At 73.8% G+C, this 22173-nt stretch carries 7 protein-coding genes; 5 read left to right on the top strand and 2 right to left on the bottom strand.

From position 1 onward, the window contains the following. Window positions 1-76: 76 nt before the first annotated feature. The 3 genes from OG322_RS04510 to OG322_RS04500 all read left to right on the top strand — a co-directional run bounded on the left by OG322_RS04510 (window position 77) and on the right by OG322_RS04500 (window position 16076). Window positions 77-14389 (top strand): amino acid adenylation domain-containing protein, encoded by a 14313-nt coding sequence (locus OG322_RS04510; RefSeq protein WP_443066528.1) that lies wholly within the window; start codon window positions 77-79, stop codon window positions 14387-14389. Beyond that, window positions 14386-14595, top strand: a complete 210-nt coding sequence (locus tag OG322_RS04505; RefSeq protein ID WP_123463937.1) for an MbtH family protein — start codon at window positions 14386-14388, stop codon at window positions 14593-14595. The genes OG322_RS04510 and OG322_RS04505 overlap by 4 nt, the downstream gene beginning before the upstream one ends. A 227-nt stretch (window positions 14596-14822) precedes the next feature. After that, entirely contained in the window at window positions 14823-16076 is a 1254-nt protein-coding gene (locus OG322_RS04500; RefSeq protein WP_329306069.1) for an alpha/beta hydrolase family protein, read from the top strand. A 62-nt stretch (window positions 16077-16138) separates the two neighbouring features. On the opposite strand, the gene OG322_RS04495 is transcribed toward OG322_RS04500, so the two are convergent. Both OG322_RS04495 and OG322_RS04490 read right to left on the bottom strand, forming a co-directional pair. Then, complete coding sequence (locus OG322_RS04495; RefSeq protein ID WP_329306068.1) at window positions 16139-17965, bottom strand: ABC transporter ATP-binding protein; 1827 nt, start codon at window positions 17963-17965, stop codon at window positions 16139-16141. 65 nt (window positions 17966-18030) lie between these two features. Then, on the bottom strand, window positions 18031-19728 hold the full coding sequence (locus tag OG322_RS04490) for an ABC transporter ATP-binding protein (RefSeq protein WP_329306067.1): 1698 nt from the start codon (window positions 19726-19728) through the stop codon (window positions 18031-18033). Between the two features lie 244 nt (window positions 19729-19972). On the opposite strand from OG322_RS04490, the gene OG322_RS04485 reads away from it, so the two are divergent. Both OG322_RS04485 and OG322_RS04480 read left to right on the top strand, forming a co-directional pair. Continuing rightward, window positions 19973-21040, top strand: a complete 1068-nt coding sequence (locus OG322_RS04485; protein WP_443066527.1) for a FecCD family ABC transporter permease — start codon at window positions 19973-19975, stop codon at window positions 21038-21040. Next, window positions 21037-22137, top strand: a complete 1101-nt coding sequence (locus OG322_RS04480; protein WP_123463948.1) for a FecCD family ABC transporter permease — start codon at window positions 21037-21039, stop codon at window positions 22135-22137. Before OG322_RS04485 ends, OG322_RS04480 begins: the two co-directional genes overlap by 4 nt. The last annotated feature ends 36 nt before the right edge of the window (window positions 22138-22173 follow it).

The following is a 22173-nucleotide window of genomic DNA, read 5'->3' as shown; positions in this document are numbered from 1 at the left end:
GTGTGCCGACCCGGCACACCGTCGGACGGGACGTCCTCTCCTTGCCGACATCATCAGGGAAAGGCCATTTCGTACGATGTTTGACGCCGAGCCGGACCGGACATCAGTCGCCGGAATCCCCATGACCGGTGGGCAGGCCGGGATCTGGCTTGCCCAGCAGATCGAGCCGGACAGCTCCGCCTACAACATCGTCTTCGCCCTGGATCTGCGCGGCGACACCGACCTAAGCCGGCTCGCCGCCGCGGTCCGGCAGGCCGTCGGGGAAGCCGACTGCCTGCACGTCGAGTTCACCCCGGGGGACGGCGGCCCGCGCCAGACCCCCACGGCCGTCTCCGTCGAGGTGCCCGTCGTCGACCTGCGCGACGCCCCGGACCCCGAGGCGGCCGTCGCCGACTGGATGGCAGCCGAACGCGAGCGGCCCGTCGCCCTGGGCGGAGCACCGCTCTTCGCCCAGGCGCTGCTCCGGCTCGGGGACGACCGGGTCCGCTGGTACCAGCGCTATCACCACATCGTTCTCGACGGCATGGGCGTGGCGCTGATCACCCGCCGGGCCGGCGAGCTGTACACCCTGGGCGCACAGGCCCCCGCCCGCCCCGACTGGTCCCTGGCCCGGCTCGCGGACGCCGACCGGGACTACCGCGCCGGCGCACAGCACGAGGCGGACCGCGCCTGGTGGCAGCGGCACCTGGCCGGGCGGCCCGAGCCCGTACGCCTCGTCGAACGCGCCCCGTCCCTCATGGCGCGTCGGCTGCGGCGCACCCTCGAACTCTCCCCGCAGGACACCGAGCGGCTGCACACCGCCGCCGCGCGCGCCGCGGTCCGGCCGTCCCGGCTGCTGGTCGCCGCCGTCGCCGCCTATCTGCACCGGGTCACGGGCGAGCAGGACCTGGTCATCGGCCTGCCGGTCACCGCCCGCCACGACGCCGCGTCGGCCGTCGTCCCCGGCATGGTCTCCAACATCGTCCCGCTGCGGCTGACCGTGCGCCCCGGCACCACGGGCGCGGCCCTCGTCGCCGACGTACGCCAGGAGATCTCCGAAGCGGTCGCGCACGGGCGCCACCGCGCCGAGGACCTGGCCAGGGACCTCGGCCTGGTCGACGGCGTCCCGGAGCTCGTCGGTCCCACCGTCAACATCCTGCCCAGGGGCGAGGGTTTCGGCTTCGAGGGGCTGGGCGCCGAACTCCGCCCGGAGTGGCTCGGCCCGGTCAGCGACCTCGCCTTCGGATTCGCCGAGACCCGCGGCGGCCGGGGCATCGCCGTCCACCTCGACGCGGACGCGGACCGCTGCGACGAGGAGGCTCTCCGCGGCCACGAACGCCGCTTCCGCACCGTGCTGCGCGCCCTCACCGAGGACCCCGACCGGCCCGTGGGCCGCATCGAACTCACCTCCGGCGCCGAACGGGACCGGCTGCTGGGCGAGTTCGCCGCCTCTCCGCGCGAAGTGGCCGAACTGTCCTGGCCCGCCGCCTTCGAAGCGCAGGTGCGCCGCTCGCCCGAGGCCGTCGCGCTCGTGTGCGAGGACCGCGAACTCACCTACACCGGGCTCAACGCGGCCGCCAACCGGCTCGCCCGGCTCCTCACCTCCCGCGGCGTGCGCGCCGCCGACGTCGTCGCCGTGGCCCTCCCGCGCTCCCCGGAACTCGTGGTGGCGCTGCTCGCCGTGATGAAGGCCGGCGCCGCCTACCTCCCGCTGGACGCCGACCACCCCCAGGACCGGACCGCCTACATGCTGTCCGACGCGGGGGCCACCACCGTGCTCACCGTGCGGGAACTCGCGGACCACCTCCCGGCGGCGGACGCCGCCCACCTGCTGCTCGACGATCCGGCCACCGCGGCCGCCCTCGCCGCCCAGGACGACACCGACCCGGGCGCCCCGGTCGCCCTGGACCAGGCCGCCTACGTCATCTACACCTCCGGTTCCACCGGCCGTCCCAAGGGCGTGATCGTCACCCACGACGGCGTCGGCAGCCTCATCGCCACGGCCACCGACCGGATCGGTGTCACCGCCGAAAGCCGCGTCGTGCAGTTCGCCTCCGTCGGCTTCGACGTGACGGTCTGGGACCTGATCATGTCGCTGTGCGCCGGCGGCCGGATCATCGTCGTCCCCGCCGAGCGGCGGGTCGCCGGACCCGCCCTCACCGACTACATCGCACACCACCGCGCCACCCACATGATCCTGCCCCCGTCGCTCGTCTCGGCGCTGCCGCAGGAATGCGAACTGCCCGAGAACGCCGTCCTCGTCGTCGGCACCGAAGCGGTACCGGGCGAGCTGATCGCCCGGTGGTCCGGCCGGCTCCAGGTCGTCGTCGCTTACGGACTGACCGAGGCGAGCGTCAACTCCACTCTGTGGAAGGCCCGTTCCGGCCGGTCCGGCCCCACGCCCATCGGCCGGCCCGATCCCAACACCCGCACCTACGTCCTGGACACGGCACTGCGTCCGGTCCCGGTGGGTGTCGAGGGCGAGCTGTACGTCGCCGGGCGCGGCCTGGCCCGCGGCTACCTGGGCCGGCCCGCCCTGACCTCGGAGCGCTTCGTCGCCGACCCGTACGGGGAGCCCGGCGCCCGGATGTACCGCACCGGCGACCGGGTCCGCTGGGCCGACGACGGCAACCTGGAGTTCCTGGGCAGGACCGACGGTCAGATCAAGATCCGCGGTCACCGGATCGAACCGGGCGAGATCGAGAGCGCCTTCATGTCCGGCCCCGGGATCGCCCAGGCCGCCGTCCTGGTCCGTGACGACCACCGGGGCGTCAAGCGCCTCGTCGCCTACCTGGCCGGGGACGGCGACGCCACCGCCACCGAGGCGGCCGTCACCGCCGCACGGGCCCAGGTGGCAGGCGCCCTGCCGGACCACATGGTGCCGACCGCCGTCGTCGTCCTGGACGGGCCCCTCCCGCTCACCCCCAACGGCAAGCTCGACAGCCGCGCCCTGCCCGAGCCCCGGTGGACCGCGGTCAGCGGCACCGACGCGCCCACCGGCCCGGCCGAGACCGCGCTCGCCGCTCTCTTCGCCGAACTGCTCGCACTGCCCTCCGTGGGTGTCCGGAGCAGCTTCTTCGAGCTGGGCGGCGACAGCATCGTCGCGATCCAGCTGGTGAACCGCGCCCGCGACGCCGGACTCACCATCAGCCCGCGCGACGTGTTCCGGCTCCGCACCGTCGAGGCCCTGGCCCGCGCCGCCGGGACGGCCCCGGATCCGGCCGCGACCGCGGCGGACGGGCTGGACGAGGACGCCCTGCCCGTCTCCCCGCTCCAGGAGGGCTTCTTCTTCCACGCCGCGTTCGACGCCGGCTCCGCGGACCACTACCTGGTCCAGGAACTCCTGGAACTCGACGGGTTCATCGACCCGGACCGGCTGCGCAGGGCCCTGCAACTGCTTCTGGACCGGCACCCTTTGCTGCGGGCCTCGTTCCGCCAGCTCCCCGGCGGCGACGTCGTCCAGCGCCTCGCCGGCCACGTCACCCTGCCCTGGCGGGAGACCGACACCGCCGATACCACCCTCGACGACGTGCTCCGGGAGGACCGCGCGGAGCCCTTCGACCTGGCCCGGCCACCGCTGCTGCGCGCCACCCTGGTCCGGGACGGCCACCGGCACCGGCTGCTGCTCACCCTGCACCACATCGTCGCCGACGGCTGGTCGGTCTCCGTGCTGCTGCGCGAACTCACCGCCGCCTACCTGGGCGAGGAACTTCCCGCACCGGCCTCCCCGCGCCCGTACCTGGCATGGCTGGCCGCCCGCGACCGGGACACCGCACGGGAGGCGTGGCGGCAGGCGCTGTCCGGACTGGACGGGCCGACCCGGCTCTCCGTCCTCTCCACGGCGGCGGACGACGAACGGGCCCCGGCCAGGCCGGAGCAGGTCGACACCCGGCTGCCCGAGGAGTTCACCGCAGCCCTCACCGCCTACGCACGCACCCACGGCCTCACCCTGAGCACCGTCGTGCACGGCGCGTGGGCGCTGCTGCTCGGCGCGCTCACCGGCAGCCGCGACATCGTCTTCGGCACCACCGTGTCCGGCCGGACCACCGAGGTCGCGGGCCTGGACGCCGCGGTGGGCCTGTTCATCAACACCGTCCCCGCCCGGGTGGGCCTGCGCCCGCAGGAGTCGCTCACCGAACTCCTGCGCCGGGTCCAGGACGAGCACACGGCGCTCCTGGACCACCAGCACCTCGGCCTGGCCGACATCCAGCGGATCGCGGGTGGCGGCGAACTCTTCGACACGCTCGTGGTGTTCGAGAACCACCCGGCCGCCGAACTGTCCGCCGACCGGGGAGCGGAAGCGCTGCGCATCACCGGCAGCGAGGTCTTCGACGCCGTGCACTACCCCCTCGCGCTCGTCGTCGAGCCCGGCAGCGGCGGGCTGCTGCTGCGGTTCAAGCACGACGCCGCCCGCTTCGACCAGGTGACCGTGGCCGTCCTCGCCAACCGGTTCACCGCGCTGCTGCGCACCCTGGTCTCCGAGCCCGGCCGCACCGTGGCCCGGACCGGCCTGCTGTCCGAACGGGAGCACGCACACCTCGCCGGGCTGAACGCCACCGCACGTCCCGTCCCCGGGGCCACGCTCGCCTCGCTGTTCGCCGCGCAGGCCGCCCGCACCCCCGATGCCCCCGCCGTCGTCTTCGAGGACACCACCCTGACCTACGCCGAACTCGACCGGCGGGCCGAGGTGCTGGCCCGCCGGCTGCGGTCGCGCGGCGCCGGACCGGAGTGCTACGTCGCGGTGGCCGTGCCCAGGTCGGCCGAACTGATGGTCGCGCTGCTGGGCGTCCTCAGGACCGGCGCCGGCTATCTGCCCGTCGACCTCGACTACCCCGCCGAGCGGGTCGCGTTCGTGCTCGGCGACTCCGGCACCAGTACGGTCGTGACCACCGCGGACGCGGCCGGGCTGCTGCCCGCCCTGCCGGGTCTCGGCCTGGTTCTCGTCGACCGCGACGAGGCCGACGGCGACGAGAACGGCCACGACGAGGCCGACCGCGACGGGACTGTCCCCGATGTCCCCGTACAGCCCGCCGGTCCGGACCACCCGGCCTATCTGATCTACACATCCGGCTCCACCGGGCGCCCCAAGGGCGTCGCCGTCACCCACCGGGCCGTGGTCAACCGGCTCGCGTGGATGCAGGGGGAGTACGGGCTCGGCGCGGACGACCGGGTCCTGCAGAAGACCCCGGCCGCCTTCGACGTCTCCGTGTGGGAGTTCTTCTGGCCTCTCGTGGAGGGCGCGACCGTCGTCCTCGCCCGCCCCGGGGGCCACCGTGACCCCGGCTACCTGGCCGGGCTGATCCGGTCGCACCGGATCACCACGCTGCACTTCGTGCCGTCCATGCTGGCCGCGTTCACCCAGGCACTGGAGTCCGCCACCGACCACCCGGACTGGGCGGCGAGCCTGCGGCGGGTGTTCTGCAGCGGCGAGGCTCTCACCGGTGCCCAGGCCGGCGACTGGTCGGAGCTGACCTCCCGTTCCGGGCGGGCCCCCGTGCCGCTGCACAACCTCTACGGGCCCACCGAGGCCGCGGTGGACGTGACCTTCTTCGCGTACGACCACGACCACGACGGCGGCGCCGGACCCTCCGTCGCCATCGGCCGCCCGGTGTGGAACACCCGGCTGCATGTGCTGGACCCGTTCCTGCGCCAAGTGCCCGACGGGGTGCCGGGGGAGCTCTACCTCGCCGGTGTGCAGTTGGCGCGGGGCTACCACGACCGGCCCGGTACGACCGCCGAACGCTTCGTCGCCGACCCGTTCGGCGGACCGGGCGAGCGCATGTACCGCACCGGCGACCTGGTGCGGCGCCGCACCGACGGCGTCGTCGAGTACCTCGGCCGCACCGACCGGCAGGTCAAGATCCGGGGCAACCGCATCGAACTGGGCGAGATCGAGGCCGCCCTGGCCGCCCTGCCGGCCGTCGCCCGTGCCGCGGTGATCGTCCGCGACGGCGCACTCGCCGGATACGCCGTGCCCGCCCCCGGCACCGTGCTGGACGCCGGGGCCCTGCGCGCGGCACTCGCCGACGCGCTGCCCGCACCCATGGTGCCGGGCACCGTCCTGGCGCTGGACGAACTGCCGCTGACGCCCAGCGGCAAGCTCGACCAGAACGCCCTGCCGTCCGCCGCGCCCGCCCTCCGCGCCGGTGGACGGACCCCGCGCGACGAGCGCGAGAGCGCCCTGTGCGAGATCTTCGCCGCGGTGCTCGGCGTGCCCGGGATCGGCGCCGACGACGACTTCTTCGTCCTCGGCGGCGACAGCCTCAGCTCGATCACGGTCGCCACCAGGGCCCGCGCGCACGGGCTGACCATCGGCCCCCGCGAAGTGTTCGAGTGCCGTACCCCGGCCGCACTGGCCGTCGCGGCGCAGGCCGCCGGTGCCGGACCTGCCGTCCCCGGACCTGCCGTCCCCGGACCGGCCGCCCCCGCCGACGCCGTGACCGTGCCCGCCGCCGAGGCCGGACAGGCGGCTGCGGCCCTCCAGGCAGTGCTGGCCCTCCAGGAGCGGTCCGGCGCCGAAGTGGACCCGGCCCTGCGGGCCCTGCTCGCGCAGCTGACCTCCGCCACGGGCACCCCGCAGGAGCAGGAGCAGGAGCAGGAGCCGGCCGCCCCGCTGGGCGGTCTGGTGCTCTCACCTGAGGAGACCGGCCGCGTGGCCGCCACCGCCGGACTCCCGGTCGCCGACATCTGGCCGCTCTCCCCCCTCCAGGAGGGCATGTACTTCCACGCCACCTACGACTCCGGCGAGGCGCTCGACGTCTACCTCTCCCAGGAGACCCTCGACTTCGACCACCACGTCGACCCGGAGCGGCTGCGCGCCGCCTGCCGGACGCTGCTGGCCCGCAACACCGGTCTGCGGGCCGGATTCACCGCCGACGGACTGCCCACCCCGGTCCAGTTCATCGCCGACGGGGCCGACATCCCGCTCGTCGAGGAGGACCTCCGCGGGCTGTCCGCCGCGCAGCAGCACAGCCGGACCCGGGAACTGCTGGCCGCCGACCGGAGGCAGCGCTTCGACCTGTCCTCGCCCCCGCTGTGCAGGCTGCTGCTCATCCGGCTCGGCGACGGCCGCGACCGGCTCGTGATCACCCATCACCTCATCCTGTGGGACGGCTGGTCCGCGTGGCTGTTCCTGGAGGAGCTGTTCACGCTGTACGAGCGCGCCGGCGACGACACCGGACTGCCGGTCCCCGGCTCCTACCGCGACTACCTCGGCTGGCTGGACGAGCAGGACACCGGGGCCGCGCTCACCGCCTGGCGCCGGTCGCTCTCCGGCCTCGACGAGCCGACCCTGCTCGCCCCCTCCGGGCGCGACACCGGTCCGGTCATCCCGGCGGACTACGACACCGTGCTGACGCCGCGGACCAGCGAACTGCTGCGCGCCACGGCCCGCCGGTACGGGCTCACCCTGAACACCGTGCTGAACGCGGCCTGGGGGCTGGTGCTCTCGGCGACGACCGGCCGCACCGATGTAGTCTTCGGCACCGCCGTCGCCGGACGGCCCTCGGACGTCCCGGACGCGGCCGGAATCATCGGGATGTTCCTCAACACCATCCCGGCGCGTGTCACGTTCACCCCGGACGAGCCGCTGCTCGGCCTGCTGCGCCGGATGCAGTCCGAGCGCGCGGCCGTGATGCCGTACGAGTACGTCGGACTCGGCGCCCTGCAGCAGGAGACGGGCCACCGCCGGCTCTTCGACACCCTGTTCGTCCTGCGCTCGGCCGACGGCGAGGACCGGGCCGCCGAGCTGCGGCGACGGCACGGCATCACCGCCATGTCCAACGTGGACGGCACCCACTTCCCGCTCACCCTGATCGTCACCCCCGGCAGCCGGCTGCGGATCACCCTGGCGGCCAGGCCCGACCTGTTCGACGCCGAGGCCGCGACCACCGTCCTCGACCGGTTCACGGCCGTGCTCGTCCGCCTCGCCGAAAGCCTGGACGACGGGGACGCGGCCGGGGCCCGGACCGCCGGTGTCGACCTGCTGCTGCCCGCGGAGCGGACCGCGACGGCCGCCGCGCGGCTCACCGGCCGCGAGCCGGTGCCCGACGAGACCGTCGCCGATCTGCTCGCCGCCCAGGTCGCCCGCACCCCGGACGCGGTGGCGCTCGTCTTCGGCGAGCGGGCCCTCACCTACGCCGAGCTGGACGCCCGCATCAACCGGCTCGCCCGGCTGCTGCTCGCCCGCGGAGCCGGTCCGGAGAAGGTGGTGGCACTCGCGCTGCCGCGCTCCATCGAGATGGTGGCCGCGCTCTTCGCCGTACTGCGCACCGGCGCCGCCTACCTGCCCCTCGACCTGGACCACCCCGCCGACCGGCTGCGCCTGATGGCGCGGGACACCGGACCGCTGTGCCTGGTGTCCACCACCGCCGTCGCCCCGTCCCTGCGCGACGAGGAGGGCCCTGTCGCCCCCGAACTCCTGCTGGACGACGCGGCCGTGGCCGCCGAGCTGGCCGCACTCCCGGGCGACGAGGTCACCGACGCCGAGCGGCCCGCGTTCGCGCACGGGGTGCCGGGCCGCCTGGACCACCCCGCGTACGTCATCTACACCTCCGGTTCGACCGGCCGTCCCAAGGGCGTCGTCACCCCGTACCGCGGACTGACGAACATGCAGTTCAACCACCAGAAGGAGATCTTCGATCCGGCCATCGCCTCGGCCGGCGGACGGCGGCTGCGCATCGCGCACACCGTGTCCTTCGCCTTCGACATGTCCTGGGAGGAACTGCTCTGGCTCGTCGAGGGCCATGAGGTCCACGTCTGCGACGAGGAGCTCCGCCGCGACGCCGAGGCACTGGTCGCCTACTGCGACAGCCACCGCATCGACGTGGTCAACGTGACGCCCACCTACGCCCAACTGCTCATCGAGGAGGGACTGCTCGACCGGGACGAGGACGCCGGAAAGCACCGGCCCGCACTGGTCCTGCTCGGCGGCGAGGCCGTCCCCGACACGGTCTGGACCCGGCTGCGCCGCACCGAGGGCACCTACGGCTACAACCTCTACGGGCCGACCGAGTACACGATCAACACGCTCGGCGGGTCCACCGCCGACAGCGCGACCTCCACGGTCGGGGTGCCGATCCGCGGCACCCGTGCCCATGTGCTGGACCCGATGCTGCGCCCCGTACCGCCGGGCAGCCCCGGCGAGCTGTACATCGCCGGAACGGGCCTGGCCCGCGGCTACCACGACCGGCCCGCGCTGACGGCCGAGCGGTTCGTCGCCGATCCGTTCGGCGAACCGGGCGAGCGCATGTACCGCACCGGCGACCTGGTACGCCAACGCCCCGACGGGCTGCTCGACTTCCTCGGCCGCACCGACGACCAGGTGAAGATCCGCGGTTACCGCATCGAGCTGGGCGAGATCTCCACGGCCCTGTCCGTGCACCCCGAGGTCGCGCACGCGGCGGTCGTCGTGTCGGAGCGGGCGGGCACCAAGCGCCTGGTCGGCTATGTCGTACCGGAGGAGGGAGCCGGGTCCGACGACGCGCTGACCCGGCGGCTGCGCGACCATCTGAAGGCCGGGCTGCCGGACTACATGGTGCCCGCCGCGCTCGTCACCCTCACGACGCTGCCCCTGACCGTCAACGGCAAGCTGGACGTCAGGGCGCTGCCCGCACCCGACCTCGCCGCCGCGGGCACCGGCCGCGCTCCCCGCACCCCGCGGGAGGAGACGCTCTGCGCCCTGTTCGCCGAGGTGCTCGGGCTGCCCGCGGGCAGCGTCGGGACCGACAGCGACTTCTTCGATCTGGGCGGGCACTCGCTGCTGGCCACCCGGCTGATCAGCAGGGCCCGCGCCGCGCTCGACGCGGAGCTGGCGATCCGGGACCTCTTCGAGGCACCGACCGTCGCCGAACTGGTGGCGCGCGCCGCCCGTGCCGACGGCGCCGCCCGTCCGGCGCTGACCGCCGGCGACCGGCCGGAGCGGCTGCCGCTCTCCCACGCCCAGCAGCGGCTGTGGGTCATCCAGCAGATCGAGTGCACCTCGGCCGCGTACAACTTCGCGCTGGCCCTGCGGTTGCGCGGCCCGCTGCACCTGGGGGCCTGGCGTACCGCGCTCGCCGATGTGACGACACGTCATGAGGCCCTGCGCACGGTCTTCTTCACGACCTCTGACGGTCAGGTGTTCCAGCGGGTGCTGCCCGCCGAGCAGGCGCACCCCGTGGTGGAGTGCGTCCGGGCCACCGAGGACGAGGTGCCCGGCATCATCGACACGGTCGTCAACCGGCCGTTCGACCTCGCCGCCGAACTGCTGCTGCGCGCCACGGTCGTGGAGCTGTCGCCCGAGGACCATGTCGTCGTCCTGCTGCTGCACCACATCACCACCGACGAGTGGTCGGACCGGCCGTTCCTGCGGGACCTGGCCACGGCCTACGCGGCGCGCCTGGACGGCACGGCCCCCGACTGGGAGCCGCTGCCCGTCCAGTACGCCGACTACGCCCTGTGGCAGGACCGGCTGCTCGGCGACCCCGCCGACGAAACCAGCCTGGCCGCCCGGCAGCTGGACCACTGGCGTACGGCCCTGGCCGGTGCCCCGGAGGAGCTGGAGCTGCCCACCGACCGGCCCAGGCCCGCCCGCCCGGCGTTCTCCGGAGGCGAACTCGACATCGCCTTCGACGCCCCCGTGGCCGTTGGGCTCAAGCGGCTCGCCCGGGAGTCCGGCGTGAGCATGTTCATGGTGGTGCACGCGGCCGTCGCCGCGCTGCTCCACCGGATGGGCGCCGGGACGGACATCCCGCTCGGTTCCCCCATCGCGGGGCGCGGCGACGAGGCGCTGGACGAGCTGGTCGGGTTCTTCGTCAACACCCTGGTGCTGCGCACCGACGTCAGCGGCGATCCCAGCTTCACCGAACTGCTCGCCCGGGTCCGCGACACCGACCTGGCGGCGTTCTCCCACGCGGACGTGCCCTTCGAGTCGGTCGTGGAGGCCCTCAACCCGACGCGCTCGCTCTCCCGCAACCCGCTCTTCCAGGTGATGGTCGGCTATCACGCCCGCACCGGTGAGGAGCTCCGACTGCCCGGACTTTGCATGGAGTACGTGCCGTTCGGGATCCGCTCCGCCAAGTTCGACCTGGTGTTCAGCTTCACCGAGCACATCGCGGCGGACGGTGGCCCCGGCTCGCTCGGCTGCCGGCTGGAGTTCGCCACCGAGCTGTTCGACCGGGAGACCGCCGAGGCGCTCGGCGAGCGGCTGCGCACCCTGCTCGCGGCGCTCGTCGCCGCGCCCGGACAGCCGCTGTCCCGGGCCGAGATCCTCTCCGGACCGGAGCGGCAGTCGGTCCTGGAGGGCTTCGACGCCACCGCCCGGGAGGTCGACGAGGAGTCCCTGCCCGCGCTGTTCGCGCGGCGGCTCGCCGAACGGCCCGACGCCGTCGCCGTGGTGGACCGCTCCCGCTCGGTGACGTACGCCCAGCTCGACGACCGCGCCGACCGCATCGCCCGGCTGCTCGCCGGGCACGGAGTGGGGGCCGAGAGCGTGGTCGGGGTGGCCGTGCCCCGGTCCGTGGACATGGTCGCCACCGTGCTCGCCGCGCTGAAGCTGGGCGCCGCGTTCCTGCCGCTCGACCTGGTCCACCCCGGGGACCGGCTCGGCTACATGATCGAGGACTCGGGGGCCGCCCTGGTCGTCGGTACCGAACCCGTCGCGGGGAAGATCCCCGAGGTGGCGGGCGTCCCGGTGGTCCTGCTGGACGCGCCGGACACCGCCGCCGCGCTGGACGCGCCGCCCCGGACCGCCGTGCCTGCCGGGCCCGTCGGCCTGGACCAGGCCGCGTACGTCATCTACACCTCCGGTTCGACCGGCCGTCCCAAGGGCGTAGTCGTGCCCCACGAGGGAATCTCCTCCCTCGTGGCCACCGCCGTCGACCGGATGAGCCTGGAACGCGACAGCCGGGTGCTCCAGTTCGCCTCCACCGGATTCGACGTCTTCGTCTTCGAGCTCTCCATGGCGCTGTGCCACGGCGGCCGCCTCGTGCTCATCACCGACGAGGCACGGGTCGCGGGGCCGGAACTGACCGGCTTCCTCGCGGACCAGCGGATCACCCACATGATCCTGCCGCCGTCCCTGGTGTCGGCGCTCCCGCCCGGCTGCGAACTGCCCGAGGGGTCGACCGTCCTGGTGGGCACCGAGACGGTGCCGCCGGACCTGTTCGACCGCTTCGGCGCCACGGCCGACCTGATCTGCGCCTACGGACTCACCGAGGCGACGGTCAACTCGACGCTGTGGCGCGCCCGCGAGCACGGTGGCAGCCCGGCCGGCCGAGTGCCCATCGGCCTGCCCGACCCCAACACCCGCGCCTATGTGCTCGACGAGCGGCTGCGGCCCGTCCCCCCGGGTGTGGTGGGCGAGCTGTACGTCGCCGGGCGCGGACTCGCCCGCGGCTACCTCGGCAAGGCGGCCCTCACCTCGGAGCGGTTCGTCGCCGACCCCTTCGGAGCACCGGGCAGCCGGATGTACCGCACCGGCGACCGCGCCCGCCGGCGCCGGGACGGCAACCTCGACTTCCTCGGCCGGGCCGACAGCCAGGTGAAGGTGCGGGGCTTCCGCATCGAGCTGGGCGAGATCGAGGCGGCGCTCGCCGGACACCCCGGCGTCGCCCAGGCCGCGGTGGTCCCCGACCGGGACGGCGACATCGTCCGGCTGATCGCCTACGCGGTGCCCGAGTCCGGTGAACCGGACCCGCAGGACCTGCGCGCGCATATGGCCGGACTGCTCCCCGAGTACATGGTTCCGGCCCTGGTGGTGCCGCTGGACGGCCCGCTGCCGCTCACGCCCAACGGCAAGCTGGACCGTGCCGCGCTGCCCGCGCCCGACTGGTCGGCGATGACGGGCGACGCCCGGCCGGCCACCAGGACCCAGACCAGGATCGCCGCGCTGTTCTGCGAGATCCTCAAGCTCGACGACGTCGGAGTGCACGACAGCTTCTTCGCACTGGGCGGCCACTCCATGGCATCGATGCGGCTCCTGGGCCGCATCCGCGCCGAGTTCGGCGTCGAACTGAGCATCAGGGACGTCTTCGACGCACTCACGGTCGCCGGCATCTCCGCCGCGCTGGAGGGCGCGGCCACCGCCGGCCCCGCGCTGCGACCGGTCGGGCAGCGGGCCGAGCCGCTGCGGGCGGCGCCCGTCCAGGACTGGCAGTGGCAGGCCAGCCGCGACGGGCGGGGCGTCGACCACGCGCTGACGCTGCGCTCCACGGGCGGGCTCGACGCCGAAGTGCTCGCCGCCGCGCTCGCCGACGTGGTGGCCCGTCACGAACCGCTGCGCACCGCGTTCACCGAACGGGACGGCATCCTGTTCCAACGGCCCGCCGAGGCCCCCGTCCTGACCGTGGAAACGTGCGCCGACCTGGACACCCGCCTGGCCGAACTCGCCGGCTCGGCGCCGGATCCGGCTACTGAGGCGCCGATCAGGGCGCATCTGCTCACCGGCCCCGACGGCGGCCAGGCACTGCTGCTGACCATGCACTACCTCGCCGTCGACGAGTGGTCCGTGGTCCCGCTGTTCCGCGACCTGGTCACGGCCCACACGGCACGCGCCCGGGGCCTCGCCCCTGGCTGGCAGCCGCTGCCGGTCGGCTACGCCGACTACGCCCACTGGGCGCACGAGGCCCTGGGCGACCTCGCCGACCCGGACAGCCGGGGCGGCCGGCAACTCGCCTACTGGCGCCGGACGCTCGACGGACTGCCGGTGCGGCCGGCCCTGTCGGCCGACGGCCCCCGCCCGGCCGGGCCGGACCCGGCCACCCGGCCCGGCGGCCACGTCGGGTTCGTCCTCGACGAGGAGCTGCACGCCGCCGTGGACCGGCTCGCGCGGGCCACCGGCACCAGCATGTTCATGGTGCTCCACTCGGCCCTCGCGGCGCTGCTCACCGGGCACGGCGCGGGCACCGATCTGCCGATCGGCACGATGGTCGCGGGACGCACCGACGACCAGCTCGCCGATCTGGTCGGCTGCTTCTTCAACACGGTGGTGCTGCGCACCGACACGGCGGGCGACCCGAGCTTCGCGGAACTGCTGGCCCGGGTACGGGAGACGACGCTGAGCGCCCTCGACCGGCAGGACGTCCCGTTCGACGCGGTCGTACGGGCCACCGGACTCCCGCCCCGGGGGCCGCAGTTCATGGTGATCCACCACGAACAGGCCGATGCGGAAAAGCTGGAGGGCGGCATCGGCTCGCTCGCGGCCGTGCCGACCGGCGTCACCCGGGCCGAGCTGACCCTCAGCTTCTACGAGCCGCGCGGCGACGGCCCGGTGCACTGCGGGCTGATCCACGCCACCGACCTGTTGGGCGCGACCGAGGCCCGGCAACTGGCCGATGAGTACCTGGAGTTGCTGCACCGCGTGACAACTCATCCGGAACAGCCGCTGTCCGAGCTGTTCACCGCACCGTCCAAGAGGAGTGACAACGCATGACGACCAACCCGTTCGAGGACCCGCAGGGCACCTTCCTGGTCCTGGTCAACGACGAGAACCAGCACTCGCTGTGGCCCGCCTTCGCCGAGGTGCCGGCCGGCTGGCGGACCGTCTTCGGCGCTGACACCCGTGAGGCGTGCCTCGCCCATGTGGAGGCGAACTGGACGGACCTGCGACCGGCGAGCCTCGTCGCCCTCCAGGGCTGACCCGTACATCCGCCGCCGCCCCTCGGTAAGACCTTCGCACCGGGGGCGGCGGCGTTCGCGTGTCCGGAGCGCTGCTGCGCACAGCGTGGTGGTCCAAGCCCCCGGGCAGGGTCGGGGATGACCCTGGACCTACCCTGACATCGCGCTCGCGGCCTGTCGCCGGTGCTGCGGGGATGCCAGCCTCGGTGGACGGTCAACCAGCCGTCGAGTGCAGGTGAGGGGTCAGGATGAGGGACATTGCGCGCCGGTCGGTGCTTGCCGCGGCCGGAACGGCGGGGCTCGTACTCGCGACCTCGGAAGTGGTGCGGGCGGACGGCCGCCTGTCCGGCGCCGCTCCGGCCGTCAGGACCGAGCCGACGGACCACGGGTCCGGGAAGGGCCGGGTGCGTCTCGCGCTGCCGGCGCCGACCGGCCCGCGGCGGATCGGCACCACGTCAGTGCATCTGATCGACCGTTCGCGCCGGGACCCGTGGACTTCGCCCGCCGCACCCCGAGAACTGATGATCAGCCTGTGGTACCCGGCGTCGGGCAGCCACGGCTGCCGCCGCGCCCCCTGGCTCCCGCCTGCGGCGACGAAGGTGTACCGACGACAGGTGGGCCAGGACCTGCGGACGCCGATGGACAACGTCGGCTTCCCGGTGACCCATGCCTGGCAGAACGCCCCCGTGGAGGTGCGCCGCCACGGCCATCCCGTGATCCTCTTCTCACCGGGCTACAACATGATGCGTGCCATGGGCACCGCGCTGGTCGAGGACCTGGCGGCCCACGGGTACCTGGTGGTCACCATCGACCACACCCACGAAGCCTCCGTCGTGGAGTTCCCCGGCGGCAGAGTGGAGCTGGGGCGGAATCCGGACAGGACGGCGGCGTTGCGAGTCCGTCAGGAAGACACCCGGTTCGTGCTGAACGAACTGGAACTGCTGAACGCCGGGAGGAACCCCGACGCCGGGGGCCGCCGGCTGCCCCGCGGTCTGCGGGGCTCCTTCGACCTGTCGAAGACCGGCATGTTCGGGCATTCGATCGGCGGTGACACGGCCGCGGGGACCATGGCGGAGGACCGCCGGATCCTTGCCGGCGCCGACCTGGACGGCAGCATCAACGGAATCGTCGCGGACACCGGTCTCGACCGCCCGTTCCTCCTGATGAGCAATGCCGGTCACGGACGGTACAACGATCCGTCGTGGGTGAAATTCTGGTCACACCTGCGGGGCTGGCGCCTCGAACTGCGGCTGCGCCACTCCGGCCACCAGACCTTCACGGACATGTCCCCGCTGGCGCAGCAGCTGGAGAGGGCGCTTCCGCTGCCGCCGGAGACGGTCGCCGCCCTGACCGAGTCCATCGGAACGATCGGCGCCGACCGGGCCGTCGCCGCCGAACGCGCCTACCTGCGCGCCTTCTTCGACCTCCACCTGCGCGGCCGGGACGGCCACCTGCTGGCCGGTCCGTCCCGGCGATACCCCGACATCGAGTTCATCCACTGACCGGACGGCGCCTGTCGCGACCGTACGAAGCCCCCGCCCGCCCCGTCCGGGAATCCGCGCGTTCACTGCGCGTCCGCCGGCACTGCCGCACATCGCTCCGGCGCCGGTGCGCCGTCCACCGGCTCCCGGCGGCTGTCGGACCACGCCGCCCAGAGCGCCGCGTAACGGCCGCCCGCCGCGACGAGTTCGTCATGGCTGCCGGTCTCCACGATCCGGCCCTCGTCCAGGACCACGACGCGGTCGGCGGTCGCCGCCTGCGGGAGCCGGTGCGCGACCACCAGGCCCGTACGGCCCTCCAGTGCCCGCAGGGCCGCCTCCTCCAGGACCCGCGCGCCCGCGCTGCCCGCGTCGGCGGTGGCCTCGTCCAGGATCGCGATCGGCGGGTCCGCGAGAACCAGCCGGGCCAGCGCGAGATGCTGCGCCTGGGTCACCGTCAGCCGGTGGCCGCCCTCGCCCACGACCGTGTCCAGGCCGTCCGCCAGTGCCTGGGCCCACTCCAGGGCGCCGACCCGGGACAGCGCCGCGCGCACCTCCTCGTCGGTGGCCTCCGGGCGGGCGAGGCGCAGGTCCTCGGCCAGCGGGCCCGCGAACACGTGCACCTCCTGGCTGATCAGCGTCACCGCGCGCCGCACACCCGCGGCGCCCAGCTCGGCCGCGTCGACCCCGCCGAGCGAGACGGTCCCGCCGTGCGGCTCGTGGACGCCCGCGATGACCTTGGCCAGCGTCGTCTTGCCGGCGCCGCTGGCGCCCACCAGCGCCACCCGTTCACCGCCGCGCACCTCCAGATCGACCTTCCGCAGCACGGGAACCCCGGCGGCGTAGGCGTAGCTGAGCGCGCTCACCTTCACCGAACCGTCCGCCGGAGCGCGGCCGCCCGGCGCGGTCTGCTCGGCCGGCAGCTTGGACAGCCCGACCAGCCGGGCGAAGCTGGCACCCGCCGACTGCGCGTCGTCGATGAGGAACAGCGTGGCGTTGACCGGGTTGAAGAGGCTGTGGAAGTACAGCGCGGCGGCGGTCGCCGTACCGATGCTCACCGAACCGTTGTCCACCAGCAGGAAGCCCGCGCCGAGCATGGCCGCCAGGCCGATGTACTCGGCCAGGTTCAGCCGCGAGAAGAAGCCGGTGACGATGTGGATGCCGCCCAGCGCGAGGTCCCGCGCCGACGCGGAGCGCTGCTCCAGCAGGGCGGTGTGCGCCCGGTTCAGCCGGAAGGCCCGTACCGTGCGCACTCCGCCGACGCTGTCGAGCAGCTGGTGCTGGAGTGCGCCGGTCGCGACGCGGTGCTCGGCGTACACCGGAGCGGCCCGGCGCAGATACCAGCGCACCGACAGCACCTGCACCGGCATTGCCAGCAGCGCAGCCATCAGGAACCGCCAGTCCAGCACGGCGAGTCCGACGAAGGTCAGCACGATGGTCAGCGCGGAGCGGGTGAACTCGGGCAGCGCCTGGCGCACCGACTTCGCGATCATGGAGACATCGCTGGTGACGCGGGAGACCAGATCCCCCGAACCGGCCGCCTCGACTCGCTCCAGCGGCAGCCGCAGCGCCCGCTCGATGAACTGCTCACGCACGGCGGCGAGTACGGTCTCGCCGAGCCGGGCCACGAGCGTGCTGCCGACCGCGGCGGCGGCGCCGCGCACCAGGGCCACCACGACGAGCAGCACCAGGGGCACCGTGAGCGCCCGCGAACCCCGCCGCTCCACCACCAGGTCCACGACGTGGCCGAGCAGGGGAGCGGTCAGCAGACCGACACCGGTCCCGGCGACCAGGACGGTGACGGCGGCCGCGGTCAGCCGCCGATGGTCGCGCAGCATGGTGCGCAGCGCCGCGAGGCTCTCCGCACCGCTCGCCGTCGGCAGCAGCGCACGGTCCGCACCGGGTGTGCTCATGGCCGCTTCCCCCTCTTCCTCTGCGCGCGCGTCCGTGTCTTGCGCGCGGTCTTCGTACGTGGACGTCATGCGAGCACCGCCGCCCGGTACCGCTCGTCACCGGCGACGAGTTCGGTGTGGTGGCCGTCCGCGGCCACGGTGCCCTCGTCGAGGACCACCACCCGGTCGGTGACCGCGAGGAGGGCCGGGCTGGTCGTGATCAGCACGGTGGTGCGCCCGTGGCGGATTTCCCGCAGCCGGGCGGCGATCCGGGACTCGGTGACGGTGTCCACGGCGGTGGTCGGGTCGTGCAGCACCAGTACGGAGCTGTCGGCGGCCAGGGCCCTGGCGAGTGCGACGCGCTGTCGCTGCCCGCCGGAGAGGGACCGGCCGCGTTCGGCGAGCACGGTGTCGCCGCCGTCGGGCAGCAGCCGGGCGACCTCGTCCGCCGCCGAAGCGGCGAGGGCCTCGTCGACCGGGGCCGCGTCGTCGCGGGCCCCGGCCCGTACGTTGTCCAGCAGGCTGGTCTCGAACAGGTCGGCGTCGTGGTGGGCGACCAGGACGGCGCGGCGCAGCCCGTCGGGGGCGAGCGCGGTCAGCGGTACGCCGTCGAGCTCGATCAGCCCGTCGGCGGGGTCCCGCTCCCTGGCCAGGCAGAGCAGCAGATCGGCCGCCGCGGCCGGATCCCCGGTGACCACTCCGATCAGTTCGCCCGGCCGGATGTCGAGATCGACCCCGCGCAGCGAGCCGAGCCGGACCCCGCTGAGCCGCAGATGCCCTGCGGCGCCGTCGGACACCTCGGACTCACCGCCCTCGACGGCCGCGGGCGAGTCCAGCACCTCGGCGATCCGGCGGGCGGAGGCGCGGCCCTGGGCGAACTCGGCGTTGACGTAGGTGAGCAGCTGGAACGGGCCGAGGAGGAACTGCGCGAGTCCCACCGCCGCCACCAGGTCACCGATGCTGATGCTGCCGCGCATGGCGAGGTAGGCGCCCACGATCCCGATGACCGCGATGAAGACGCCTGTGAGCGAGAGGACGGCGCCCTCGTGGCCGGCCCGGCTGCGGGCTGCCCGCAGCGCCGCGGCGAGCGAGTCCTGGCTGGTGGCGCGGTAGCGGGCCACGGCGGCCGACTCGGCGCCCATGCCCTTGAGGACACGCAGTCCGGCGACCAGGTCGGCGGCGACGCCCGAGGCGTGCGCGGCCCGTTCCTGCTCGGTCTCGCTGCGCCGTTCGAGCGGCCGGCTGATGCGGTGCCCGAGCCACAGCAGCGGGGGGATGCCCAGCAGGACGAGGAGCCCGAGCGGAACGGAGATCCTCAGCAGCGCCACCGAGCTGATCACCAGCGCCGAGGTCGCGGCGACCCCGTAGGCCAGGACGGTCGCCACCGAGCCCACCCGCCGGGCGTCGTTGGTGGCGATGCTGGTGAGCGCGCCGGGCAGCCGGTTCGCGTCGGCGCCGCCGCGCGGATCGAGCACCCGGGCGCCGAGCTCCATCCGGAGCCGGTGCGCGGCGTGTTCCCCCGCCCCCTCGGCGAGCCGGGCGCTGGTCCGGTAGCAGTTCGACAGCACCAGGAACAGCCCCGCGAGCACCAGGAGCCAGCGCAGCAGCGACGGGGAGGAGCCGGTGGCCACCGCCGTGTCGATGGCCGCGCCGATGACGACGGGCACCAGGGCCTCACACCCCTGGTGCACCGTGCCGAGCAGGGACGCGGTGACGACTCGCCGCCGCTGCCCCCTGATCGCCCTGCGCAGGACGTGCCCCCCGGTCGGTCCTCCAGCTGGCATGCGGGCCTCCGCGAAGAGTCTGGGAAAGTTAGGTAAGGCTACTCTAAATGGGTGGCCTCGGCGGTACGTTGGCCGCGACGTGCCCGGTCACGGTGGTGTACGCCATTTCCCGGGCGGGGGAAGCGCGTTGACCGTGCGGCACTGTTCGGTTAGCCTCACCTAAGTTGAATCCGGGGTCCCTGCGTCACGTTCCGGCGCCCTATCGCTCGCGGTGCACCCGAACCGCCGTCAGGGGGAGTTGTCGTTGTCGGTCGAAACCCGGACGGCTCCCGAGCAGCCGGCCGACGTCCTCGACGTCCCGAAGCCGGCCCGGACCGCCAACACCCTGCGGGCCCTGGGGCTGCTCGCGGCGCTGGGCGCCCTGGTCCTGGTCGGACTGCTCAGTGTGTGGGTGGGCACCCGCGGCATCCCGTTCACCGCCACCTGGAGCGTGCTCTGGCACCCCGACGGCTCCGAGACCTCGATCATCATCCATGACTACCGCATCCCCAGGACGCTCCTGGGGCTGCTCGTGGGCATCGCCCTCGGCCTGTCCGGCGCGCTGATGCAGGCCCTGACCCGCAACCCGCTCGCCGACCCGGGAATCCTCGGCATCAGCCTGGGCGCCTCCGCCGGAGTCGTCGTGGCCATCGCCTCCCTCGGGGTCGGCTCGGTCCTGGGCTATGTGTGGTTCGCCTTCATCGGCGCGGCCGTCGCCTCCGTCGCCGTCTACCTCCTGGGCTCCTCGGGCCGCACCCTGGCCACACCCGACCGCCTGGTCGTGGCCGGGGCGGCGATGACCGCGGTGCTGTACGCCTTCAACTCGGCGGTGCTGCTGCTCAACCCGCGCGCCTTCGACCAGTACCGCTTCTGGACGGTGGGTTCCCTGTCCGGCCGGTACTACGACGTCATTTACGTCATCCTGCCGTTCATCGCCGTGGGCCTCCTGATCGCCCTCGGGCTCGCCCCCTCGCTCAACGCCCTCGCGATGGGCGACCAGCTCGGCCGCGCCCTCGGCCTGAACGTCGGCCGCACCCGGGTGCTGGGCGCCGTCGCCGTCATGCTGCTGTGCGGCGCCGCCACCGCCGCCGCCGGACCGATCGGCTTCGTCGGCCTCGCGGTGCCGCACGTCGCCCGGTTCATCGCCGGCCCCGACCAGCGCTGGGTGCTGACGTACTCGATGCTGCTCGCCCCGGTCCTGCTGATCGGCGCGGACGTCCTGGGGCGGGTCCTCGGGGCCCCGGGCGAGGTCCAGGTGGGGATCATCACCGCGTTCCTCGGGGCGCCGCTGTTCATCGCCCTGTGCCGCCGTCGAAAGCTGGTCATGCTGTGAGCGCCGTACGCGAGAAGGGTCCCGCCGGGGCCGGTACGGACACCGGGGAGCCGCGGGTCATCAGCGGACTGGTCCTGCGCACCGGGCCGGGCGGGCTGTCCGTACGGGTCCAGGGGCGCGTCCTGGTGGTGACGGCCGCGATGCTCGTCGCGCTCGTCGCGGTCGCGCTCGTCACCCTCACCACCGGCGACTTCGAACTCTCCGTCGGCGAAGTCCTGCGGGCCGTACTGGGCCACGGCTCGGGCGGCGCCGACTTCATCGTCAACACCCTGCGTATGCCACGCCTGTTGACCGCGATGTGCGTCGGCGCGGCCCTCGCGGTCAGCGGGGCCGTCCTGCAGAGCCTGACCGGCAACTCCCTCGGCAGCCCGGACATCATCGGCTTCACCAACGGTTCGGCCGTCGGGGCGCTCCTCGTCATCATCGTGCTGCACGGCAGCATGACCCAGATCGCGGTGGGCGCGCTGATCGGCGGCCTCGCCACCGCCGCCGCCATGTACCTCCTCATGCTGGGCAGAGGACTTCAGGGCTTCCGGCTGGTCGTCGTCGGCATCGGCGTCAGCGCACTGCTGCTCGCCGTCAACTCGTATCTGATCACCCGGGCGACCTGGCAGGAGGCGCTGGAGGCGCAGGCGTGGCTGATCGGCAGCCTCACCAACCGGGGCTGGCAGCAGGCGAACACCATCGGGATCGCGGTCCTCGTCCTGCTCCCGCCTGCCTTCTTCCTCGCCCGCCGGCTCTCCATGGTGGAGATGGGCGACGTCACCGCCATGGCGCTAGGGGTCGACGTGGCGCGCACCCGGGCGCTGCTGCTCGTCATCAGCGTGGCCCTCGCCGCCTTCGCCACGGCGGTGACCGGGCCCATCTGGTTCATCGCGCTGGCGGCGCCCCAGCTCGCCCGGCGGCTGACCCGGGCATCGGGCCCCGCGCTGGTCCCCGCCGCCCTCATGGGCGCCCTGCTGCTGGCCGCGAGCGACCTGCTGGCGCAGCGCCTCTTCGCCCCCTCACTGCTCCCGGTGGGTACGGCGACCGGGACCATCGGGGGGCTCTACCTCATCTGGCTGCTGATCACCGAGTCGCGAAAGAGCCGCGCATGACCCGAAAGACGCCACGCACGACACGCATGTCCGAAA

Source organism: Streptomyces sp. NBC_01260, assembly GCF_036226405.1.
Taxonomy (GTDB): domain Bacteria; phylum Actinomycetota; class Actinomycetes; order Streptomycetales; family Streptomycetaceae; genus Streptomyces; species Streptomyces laculatispora.
This window is presented reverse-complemented; position numbering and strand designations above follow the sequence as displayed.

Coding starts and splice junctions, on each gene's coding strand:
- OG322_RS04510 (WP_443066528.1), top strand. CDS start 77: ATGTTTGACGCCGAGCCGGACCGGACATCAGTCGCCGGAATCCCCATG.
- OG322_RS04505 (WP_123463937.1), top strand. CDS start 14,386: ATGACGACCAACCCGTTCGAGGACCCGCAGGGCACCTTCCTGGTCCTG.
- OG322_RS04500 (WP_329306069.1), top strand. CDS start 14,823: ATGAGGGACATTGCGCGCCGGTCGGTGCTTGCCGCGGCCGGAACGGCG.
- OG322_RS04495 (WP_329306068.1), bottom strand. CDS start 17,965: ATGAGCACACCCGGTGCGGACCGTGCGCTGCTGCCGACGGCGAGCGGT.
- OG322_RS04490 (WP_329306067.1), bottom strand. CDS start 19,728: ATGCCAGCTGGAGGACCGACCGGGGGGCACGTCCTGCGCAGGGCGATC.